Source organism: Stenotrophomonas sp. DDT-1, from assembly GCF_001580555.1.
GTDB lineage: Bacteria > Pseudomonadota > Gammaproteobacteria > Xanthomonadales > Xanthomonadaceae > Stenotrophomonas > Stenotrophomonas sepilia.
In genome coordinates, this window is the sequence record NZ_LEKR01000004.1 from 163,586 (window position 1) to 173,132 (window position 9,547).

Here is a 9,547-nt window from a genome sequence, read left to right on the forward strand (position 1 = left end):
CGTTGCAGTCCGCGACGGCACCTGTAACGCCAGTGTGACAGTCGGGCGCCCGCCTTGCCCTGCGGCGCTAGGTACAGCGCGATCCCAACATTTTTCCGATGGTGCTGTAACAGCGCGGCAGCAGCACCCGACTCCCGCCAGCGCCTGGCGCCAGGGCAGCCAAGCCTTGCAGGGTTGGCACGGTTGATGCGTGCTTCCGCCGCACCCACCACGGGAGATCGGCATGGACGGCATCACCCCCATTCGCGGCCTGCTGGCAACGCTGGCCGTGGCCCTGCTGTCGGTTGGCGCGAGCGCCTCTGCCTCCGGTGCACGCCAGGGCGTGAAGGCTCAACCGGGCGAAATCGTCCTGTTGCGTGATGTGTCCGCACGCCCGGCCTATCGCATGGCGCCGCCCGGCATGGCGCTGATCGCCGACCCGAAACCCCAGCGCGAGATCGCGGCGGCCCTCGGTGCGGGTGCCCCGGCAAACGGGATGGACGAGCTGAGCGATGAGGACTACGCAGGCATGGGGGCAGGTCAGGCAGCCACAGCCACCGCACCCGCAGGCACCACGGTCGAACGTGTGACGCAGCAGGCATTGGGCGGTACGCTCGGCCGCAACGGTGACGGCATGGTCGGCAGCAGTCTCGGTGGCGCCATGAGCGGGCCGCTCGGCGCGGTCGGCAACAGTACCCGCGGCATTGGCGAGACCGTGCGCGGCGCGCTCGGCCAGTTCCCGCTGCAGGGCATGGCCCCGGCAGGTGGCAAGTGAGGCGGGCGCACTGGCTGCTGCTGATCCTGCCTGCCATGCCGTTGATCGCGCAGGCCGATGACTACAGCGGCATGCTCGCCTACCTCGACGTTGCCCGCATCGACGGCCATGCACTGGCCGGCGCGAACGGCGCCATCGCGGTCAACCAGGCGGCCGGCGACCTCAATCTGCAGGCCAACCTGCGCGGCATCGCCACGGGCGAACATGCCGACGTCTCGATCGCCAACCGACAACTGCGCGGTGGCAACCGCGTGCTGCGTGCACCGATGCACGCCACTGCCGTCATCGATGGCAAGGCGCTGGCCGGTGCCAGCGGCATCGCATCCATCAACCAGGCCAGCGGCATCGCCAACACGACGCTCAACGTCGTCAGCGCGACGCTGGCCCGACAGGGCATACGCGAAACCGACGATACGGCCTTGGCCGCCGAGGGTTCCGCGTTGGCAGGGGGGCGGGACGACGCCGGTCGCGGCGTCGCGACGGGCACCCGCAGCGCCGGTGTCACCAGCACCGCGCTGCGGGGATTCGACGGGGTCCTGCAACTCAATCAGATCGCGGGCAGCGGCAATGACACGGCCAATGTACTGGGCCTGGTCGTGCAGGACCGCCCGTGACAACCACCCAACCGATGCACCACCTGATGAGAGAGAGGGCACCATGAAAGCGACCGTCAAACGGACCATGCTCGCCATGGCGATTGCCACTGCCTCGACCGCCGCTGCGGCCAATGGCTGGGACAACCAGAACGCCAACGCGAACATCAACCACACCCACACCGTCAGCGAAACCCGCAACGAGACGCACAACCACACCGACAACGACGTGCGCAACCGCACCGTCAACGTCAATGTGCAGAAGCACAGCACCATCCAGGCCGACGAACGCAAGGAGAAGAACAACCACGGCGTCGACGTGAACCTGGAGAAGGACCTGCGACTGAGCACTGACATCAATTTCTCCGGCGACCCGAACATCACCGGCGACATCGACCTCGACTCGGCGGCCATCGCCGTGATCGACAACCGCCAGTCGATCAGCAACAACGCCACCAGCAACAGCCTGGTCACCAACAGTGCCTCCATCGGTGACAGCGTGGGCGCAGGTGCCTCCGGCAACCTCGGCTTCAACGTGGTATCAGGCGACAACAACGCCCAGGACAACGCCGCGTCATTGTCCGCCGCCGACGCGTCCTTCAGCTTCGGCATGGCCGATGCCGAGGTGTTCGTCAACCAGGCCGGCTTCGGCAACGCGACCATGAACTCCGGCGTCACCAATGCCGCAGGTCTCGGTGGCAATGCCTTCGGCGGTGCGTCAGGCAACATCGGCGTCAACATTGCTTCGGGCAACAACAACGAGCAGAAGAACGCGCTGGCGGCGTCGGTCGCGACCACCGCGGTGGCGCAGTCGAGCATCAGCTCCAACCAGGTCTCCACCGGCAACACGGTCAGCAACGCCGGCTTCGTGCAGTCCTACACCGATACCGTGCAGGTCGGCATGCGTGGCGGCGTCAGCGGCCTGACCCTGGCCTATGGCGCCGGCACCTACCGCGGTACCGGCAACGCCTACCAGATGGCCAACTACTATCTGGATACCTGGAGTGGCGAGCTGCCGCACCCGGGTGGCAACAGCACCGGCCATATCGATCTGGACAACCAGATCCAGAACGCCACGATGAACCCCAACCGGCCGGGGGTGGGTGGCCTGGGCTTCGATACGCGTGAGAGTGGCACCAGCCAGTTCGTCGAGCTGGGCGTGGCCGACCTGTATGCCAGCCTCAGCGGCACGGTCAGCACCACGCGCTGGGTGAACGTCAACGCGACCAACACCTCGGCCTTGTCGGGCAGCGCCTTCTCCGGCGCCTCGGGCAACATCGGCGTGAACGTGGCCGCGGGCACCGGCAACCTGCAGGCCAACAGCCTGGCCCTGGCAGTCGCCCAGCCCAGCACCGGCGGCGGTGGTGGCAGCGGCGAGTAAGCGCAACACCCCGGCCGTCCGCCAATGGCCGGGTTCCCGGGAGCTCCTGTTCCTCCTCCCCCTTGGGACAGGGGCTCCCCCTTGCTGCCGGAGAATGCGATGTTCGGCCACCGTCTCTCGATACGCCTGCTGGCCTGCCTGCTGTTGCTGGGCGGCGCGTCCGCGCGGGCGGGCGACGTCGGCTTCGCCGGCGTACTGCCCAATGGTGCGCTGCTGCAGCAGAAGGTGGAGAGCATGCAGGAACGGCGCTACCGCAACGTGGTACGCCAGCACACCGATTACAGCTGCGGAGCGGCCGCACTGGCGACCATCCTGCGCCATGCCTACCACCTGGACACCGACGAGGCGACGGTGATCGAAGGGATGATGGGGGTGTCCGACCCGGCGCTGGTAGCCGAGCGTGGCTTTTCGCTGCTCGACATCAAGCGCTACGTGGAATCGCTGGGCATGCGCGGGCGCGGCTATCGCATCGATGAGGCACGCCTGCGCACGCTTCGGGTTCCGGGTCTTGTGCTGATGGACGTGCGCGGCTTCCGCCACTTCGTGGTGCTCAAGCAGGTGCGCGGCGGTGTGGTCGAGGTGGCTGATCCCATCCTTGGCAACCGCAGCCTGGCGCTGCCTGAATTCCTCGCTGCGTGGGCATCGCGTGCCGTATTCGTGGTGATCGGCAGTGATTTCGATCGCAACACAGTCCTGCTGCAACCCAGCGAACGGCCCAGTGCCCGCGCGCTCTACGCGCGACAGGGGCCGATCACCGATGCCGAACTGGTCGATTTCGGCTTCAGCCACGCCGACCTGTTCTGAAGGAGGTTCCGCCATGTTCCGCCACCGTCTGTTGATGCTCCTGCTGCTGGCGAGCTCCGCCCTGCCCCTGCAGGCGGCGGATGCTGCGCCGGGACGCGGCCTGAAGGAAATTCCGGATCCCGAACTGAACCTGATGCGCGGCCGCTACACCGTGGGCGGCAATACCGTCGCGTGGTTCGGGGTGACGATGGTCTCGCAGTGGCAGGCCGGCAACGGAAACGTATTGCAGGGTGCGTTGACCCTGGGCATGGACTTCCGCGGCGGCGGCAGCCCGAAACTGAGCTTCCAGCCCAGCGTGCACGTGACTGCCGCAGATGCGCCGCTGCCGGACACGCAGGGCCGCCATATCGACAGCACCGGCCTGGCCAACGCCAATGGCCTGGTGCAGAGCGTGCAGGTGGCCGGCGATGGCAACGTCGCCCGCAATGCGACCACGCTGGTGGTGCGCAACGGCACGGTGCCGGGCCTTTCCGATGACGGTGCGCATTCGCTCAGTGCGCAGGGTGCAGGCGTCTCGGCCTCCGCAGTGCTGGACGGCAACCAGGCACGCCTGCAACTGCAGGTGGAGGGCCAGGGCATGGTCCAGCAATGGATACGCAACGGCAGCGTCGGCCAGGGCATCGCCCTGGCCGGTGACGGGCAGATCGCCAGCAACCAGCTGCGGCTGGAACTGGTGCGGGATACCGCGGGCGGCAACCTGCCGTTGAGCCAGAACGTGGCCCAGGCGATTGCGATGAACCGCGGCATGGGGCCGGGCCGATAGCACCACGGCACGGCGTTGGGGGAAGCGTTCCACAACGCAGGACACGAACATGCACACCTTGATGAGGATCACCCCGTTGGCGCTGGCGGCGCTGGCGGGCACCGCCTTCGCCGCACCGCCAGCGGCGGACGATGGCGCCGACGTGCAGGCACTGGCCAGTCAGCTGGAGCAGCTCAAATCCAACTATGCACAGGAAGTGCGGCGGCTGCGCGAACTGGACATGCAGGTGCAGGCGATGCAGGCGCGATTGAGTGGACGCACCGGGCCCACCGGGCCGGCAACGGCGGCGGCAACGGGCGCCGCAGTCGAGCATGGCTCGGCGCTACAGACGTCGCAGGGTAGCGAGGGCTACGCCAGCACGGCGGCCGAGGCACAGCAGGCGAAGCAGGAATCGCGGCGCAGCGTGGATGATGTGAAACAACAGCAGTCGGCCCTGTTCTCGCGCCGCTTCACCGTCGAGAACAGCCTCACCTACGCGCGCTACGACCGCAAGCAGCTCACCCTCAATGGTTTCCTGGCGCTGGACGCGATCTTCCTCGGCAACATCGCCATCGAGAACGTTGAATCCGATTCGCTCACCTACAACCTGGCCGCACGCTGGGGCGTCAGCCCGAACCTGACGCTCAACCTGGACGTGCCTTACCTGGCGCGGCGCACCGTCTACCAGAAGGGCGGCGCCGGCGGTGCGGCGGCCGCGATCGCGCAGGAAGAAACCAATGGCAACGGGCTGGGCGATATCGGCCTGAGTGCGAACTACCGCTTGTTCGGCGAACGCGGCTGGCGCCCGGAAACGGTGCTCACCGCCGGGGTCACCGCCCCTACCGGGCGCGCACCCTACGGTCTGGACTGGAAGGTGATCGAGCGCGACGACGATGACTACATCCGCTTCGCCGTTCCCAGGGAACAGCCCACCGGCAATGGCGTGTGGCAGGCCAACGTGGGCCTGTCGATGGTCAAGACCGCCGATCCGGCAATCCTGTTCGCCAACGTCGGCTATGTGCATTCGTTCCCGCGTGGTTTCAGTGATATCGACAGCAACCCCGACACGGTCAACCCGGGTGACGTGAAGCTCGGCGGCGCGGTCTACTTCGGCGCTGGCGTCGCCTTTGCGTTCAACGAGCGCACCAGCCTCAGCCTGTCCTTCAGCGACCGCATCAGCGCCCGCGCTTCCACCCGTTTCCAAGGCGGGAAGTGGATGAAAGTGATCGGCAGCGACGCCAACGCGGCATCACTGAATCTGGGCGTGACCTACGCGCTCAACCAGCACACCACACTGGTGACCCTGCTCGGCATCGGGCTGACCCCGGATGCACCGGACTTCACGCTCGCCTTCAAGATCCCGTACATGTTGTAGAGACAGCGCCAGGCACGGCCCTGCGCCCCGGCAGGGCCTGGATTCATCTCCCGGCACCACAGCGGTCCCTGCCCGCTGCTATATTCAGCCCAGCTCGGCAGGCATGGTGCCTGCCCTCGAATCACAGGGAGTTGGACATGGGTCTGGTACAGGCGGTGAAGGGTGCGGTCGGTGGTGTGCTGGCCGACCAGTGGAAGGATTTCTACACCGTGCCCACGGGCCTGCCCTCGACGGCGGCCCTGTTCGCGGCGGTGCCGCGCGGCACCAACGCCGGCCGCGGCTCCAACACCAGCGGCTCGTCCAACATCATCAGCAACGGCTCGAAGATCATCGTGCCGGAGGGCTACGGCCTGCTGCTGTTCCAGGACGGCGCGATCACCGCGTTCGTCGCCGAACCGGGCGGCTACGAGTGGCGTTCGGACGACCTGAACTCGCAATCGATCTTCGCCGGTGACGGCCTGGTCAGCACCTTCATCAAGCAGAGCTGGGAACGCTTCAAGTTCGGCGGCCAACCCGGTTCTCAGCAGGCGGCTTATTTCGTCTCGCTGAAGGAGCTGCCGGACAACCGCTTCGGGACCCAGTCGGAAATCTACTGGGACGACGGCTTCCTTAATACCCAGGTGGGTGCAGTCACGCGTGGCTCGTACACGCTGAAGATCGTCGACCCGATCCTGTTCGTGAAGAACTTCGTGCCGGCCAGTTACCTGCAGCCGGGCCAGGTGTTCGACTTCACCGACCTGGACAACGCCGCCGCCAGCCAGCTGTTCAATGAAGTGGTCGGTTCGCTGGCGCCGGCTTTCAGCCTGTACACGAACGATCCGGGCAAGGGCAACCGCATCACCAGGCTTCAGCAGGACTCGCTGGGCTTTGCACAGAGCCTGTCGGCCGCCGTCGAGCAGGGCTACCAGTGGAAGTCGGATCGCGGCCTGGCCATCGTCAAGACCGCCATTGTCTCGATCGAGTACGACGCCAACACCCGCGAACTGCTGAAGACCGTGCAGCGCGCCGATGCCCTGTCCGGCTCGCGCGGCAATTCCAACCTGCAGGCGAGCGTCGCCCAGGGCATCCAGTCGGCCGGCGAGAACGGCGGTGCGGCTGGCCTGGTCGGTGTCGGCATGGCCTCGGGCATGTTCGGTGTCGGCGGCATGCAGCAGCCGGTCACGCCGGCTGCCGACGATCCGGTGGCCAAGCTGAAGAAGGCCAAGGAAATGCTGGACCTGGGCCTGATCACCCAGGGCGACTATGACGCCCTGAAAGCCAAGGCACTGGGCCTGTAACAGCAGGACGCACAACCCACATGTCCGATCCCAGAAACGGCCCACCGCCGCTGCCCGGATCCGTGCCCGCGACGCCGCCGCCCTTGCCGGCGGCGTCGTTGGATGGGCCCGGTTCGCCGCAGGACGTCCCTCCCCTGCCCGGCAGCTTCCCGCTGGACACCTCGAAACTGCCACAGGCCATCCGCGATGAAGTGGAAGCGCCCGATCCCGTGGCCATTGATACCTCGGCCAGCGAGCTGAAGGACGGCCTCAACCGCTGCCCGAAGTGCGGCGCCACCGACATCCGGCCGAAGGCCGGCACCGATATCCTCATCTGCCTGTACTGCCGTCACGAATGGCATGGCGCGCGGGTCGAGGAGGAATTCGGGCTGGGCGAGGCCATCGACCAGCTGCGTGGCACGGTCATCGCCTCCGGTGCACGCAACATCGATGCCGACACCTCGGCGTTGATGACGTTCAAGTGCACGGGCTGCGGCGCCGAAGTCACGGTCAACACCGAAAGCACGATGACGGCGCGCTGCCACTGGTGCCGCCACGTCTTCGGCGTCAACGAACAGATCAGCAATGGTGCGGTGCCCGACGCGGTGCTGCCCTTCCACATCAAGAAGGACGATGCGGTCGCGCGCATCCGCCAGTTCGTCGACAAGCGCCGCATGTTCGCGCTGAAGGCGTTCAAGGAGCAGTTCACCCCGGAAAACGTGGTGGGCGTGTTCCTGCCCTACATGATCGTGGACAGCAACGTCAGCGCGGCCGTGGCCGGCAAGGGCGAGATCCAGACCCGGCAATACACGGTCGGCACCGAGAAGAACAAGCGCACCCTGTACGACGCCGATGTCTACCAGGTCGAACGCCAGGTGGATTTCACGGTTGATGACCTGCCTCTGGAATCCTCGGCCGAGCGCGGCAATCTGGATACCCGCGCCAACACCAATAACATCATCAACACCATCCTGCCGTTCGACACCAAGAACGCGGTGAAATGGAACGCCTCATACCTGGCTGGCTTCACCTCCGAGAAGCGCAACCTGGATGTGGAAAAGCTGCGGCCGCGGCTGGAAGACCAGCTGCTGTCGATCGCCCGCGCGCAGGTGGAAGGGTCGGTGAGGCGCTACAACCGTGGCGTGCGCTGGGAACAGGAACAGCTGGAGGTGCATGGAACGCGCTGGGTGTCGATGTACCTGCCGGTGTGGTTGTACTCGTATCACCAGCCCGGAAAGAACGGCGGCATGTTGCACTACATCGCGGTAAACGGCCGTACCGGCGAAACCATGGGCAGTGTGCCCGTGCAGCAATGGAAGATGCTGCTGGCGGCCCTGGCCACCGGCACCGTCATTGAAGCCCTCGCAATTGCCTTCCTGGTGGCATCGACATGAGCGACGACAGTGGCCTCTGGCTGTTGGCGGCAGGTCCGGCCGGCGCAACCGCGCTGTACTGGGCGCTGTACCGCTATTACCGCAACACCGACAAATCGCACTCCTTCGAGCACGAGACCGAGATCGAGGCCAAGCCGGTCACCGGCTCGGACCAGCAGGTCGGCCGGGTCACCGGCACCGAGGAAAAGCGCATCCGCGGTGACAATGTGTATGAGTACCGGAAACGGGTGGCAAGGGTGAAGCCGGATCAGTAGCGCCAGGCCATGCCAGGCTGCGGGTCATGCCGGCCGATGGCCGGCATCCCTTCGGTATCTGCACGTCAACCGGCCAACAGCCGGCACGACCTATCAGCCGGCCTGACCCAGCCGCACCTTCAACTGCTGGATCTCCTGCTCGCTGACCCCGATCGACTTCAGGTACCCTTCCGCACCACCGTACTGACTGTGCAGCGCCGCCAGGAACTGCTCCATGTTGTCCGGCGCAGTACCGGCCATGTCCGCCAACTTGCGGCCGATCTCCGGGTTCTGCCTGACCAGCGCCATGATCTGCGCGTTCATCGCGCTATCCTTCGGCTGCCCTTCCAGGTAATGCGCGGAGATCGCGTAGTTGTGCACGATCTCGGCCTTCGGCACGCCGGCCAGGTCCAGCAGCAGGCCGGCGATGATGCCGGTGCGGTCCTTGCCGGCCGTGCAATGGAACAGCACCGCACCGTCCTGCTGCGCGGCAATGCGCTGGAACACCTGCTTGAACTGCGGCTGGCTGTGGCCCAGCCACTGCACATAGGCTTCGCCCAGCGAATCGGGGAAGCTTGTCATCATCTTCTGCAGGTCCATCTTCTCGGTGCCCATCAGGGAGATGCGCTGATAATCGAAACGATCATCGCGGGCCAGCAGGTCCGGCGACTGTGCCTCCTCATCGGCGGTGCGCAGATCGATGTCCAGCTTCACACCGGCGGCGACCAGGGCATCACGGTCGGCTTCGGTCAGGCGGCCGAGATCGGCGGTGCGCACGAATGCATCGGCCGGAATCGGACCGTGGCGGCCCTGGAGGCCGGCGAAGGTACGTACATTCCAGGCACCCTGCAGCGGAATCACCCGTTGTGCATCGGCAGCGACCGGCTTCACATTGGCGGCGGCGGAGGCCTTCGCGGCGACGGCGTGTGGCGCATCAGCGGCAACAGCCGTCGCGGCCAGCGGCAGGCTCAGCATCAGGGCCAGGGCGAGTTCGGTATGGCGGGTCTTCATGGGG

The 9,547-nt window shown here is 66.3% G+C and carries 10 protein-coding genes; 9 read left to right on the top strand and 1 reads right to left on the bottom strand.

Annotation, left to right across the window (positions count from 1 at the left end; all coding sequences use genetic code 11):
* The first annotated feature begins 223 nt into the window (after positions 1-223).
* From AB839_RS03670 to AB839_RS03710, 9 genes are all read left to right on the top strand, one after another.
* Positions 224-754, top strand: a complete 531-nt coding sequence (locus AB839_RS03670) for a hypothetical protein (protein ID WP_061478317.1) — start codon at positions 224-226, stop codon at positions 752-754.
* The gene (locus AB839_RS03675) at positions 751-1,368 is read left to right on the top strand and encodes a hypothetical protein (RefSeq protein WP_061478318.1); all 618 of its coding nucleotides are present in this window, start codon (positions 751-753) and stop codon (positions 1,366-1,368) included. The genes AB839_RS03670 and AB839_RS03675 overlap by 4 nt, the downstream gene beginning before the upstream one ends.
* A 43-nt stretch (positions 1,369-1,411) precedes the next feature.
* Positions 1,412-2,728: a hypothetical protein gene (locus AB839_RS03680; protein WP_061478319.1), complete on the top strand. Its 1,317-nt coding sequence runs from the start codon at positions 1,412-1,414 to the stop codon at positions 2,726-2,728.
* Positions 2,729-2,827: 99 nt separating this feature from the next.
* Entirely contained in the window at positions 2,828-3,532 is a 705-nt protein-coding gene (locus AB839_RS03685; RefSeq protein ID WP_061478320.1) for a C39 family peptidase, read from the top strand.
* Positions 3,533-3,545: 13 nt separating this feature from the next.
* Complete coding sequence (locus AB839_RS03690) at positions 3,546-4,295, top strand: hypothetical protein (RefSeq protein ID WP_061478321.1); 750 nt, start codon at positions 3,546-3,548, stop codon at positions 4,293-4,295.
* A 49-nt stretch (positions 4,296-4,344) separates the two neighbouring features.
* Complete coding sequence (locus AB839_RS03695) at positions 4,345-5,649, top strand: transporter (protein WP_061478322.1); 1,305 nt, start codon at positions 4,345-4,347, stop codon at positions 5,647-5,649.
* 137 nt (positions 5,650-5,786) lie between these two features.
* Complete coding sequence (locus AB839_RS03700) at positions 5,787-6,926, top strand: SPFH domain-containing protein (protein WP_061478323.1); 1,140 nt, start codon at positions 5,787-5,789, stop codon at positions 6,924-6,926.
* A 20-nt stretch (positions 6,927-6,946) separates the two neighbouring features.
* A complete protein-coding gene (locus tag AB839_RS03705) occupies positions 6,947-8,299 on the top strand; it encodes a hypothetical protein (RefSeq protein WP_061478324.1) in 1,353 nt (450 codons plus the stop codon).
* Positions 8,296-8,553 (top strand): hypothetical protein, encoded by a 258-nt coding sequence (locus AB839_RS03710; protein ID WP_061478325.1) that lies wholly within the window; start codon positions 8,296-8,298, stop codon positions 8,551-8,553. The genes AB839_RS03705 and AB839_RS03710 overlap by 4 nt, the downstream gene beginning before the upstream one ends.
* 93 nt (positions 8,554-8,646) lie before the next feature.
* On the opposite strand, the gene AB839_RS03715 is transcribed toward AB839_RS03710, so the two are convergent.
* Positions 8,647-9,547 (bottom strand): tyrosine-protein phosphatase (locus AB839_RS03715; RefSeq protein WP_241776742.1); only part of this gene is annotated, 901 nt, incomplete at its 5' end.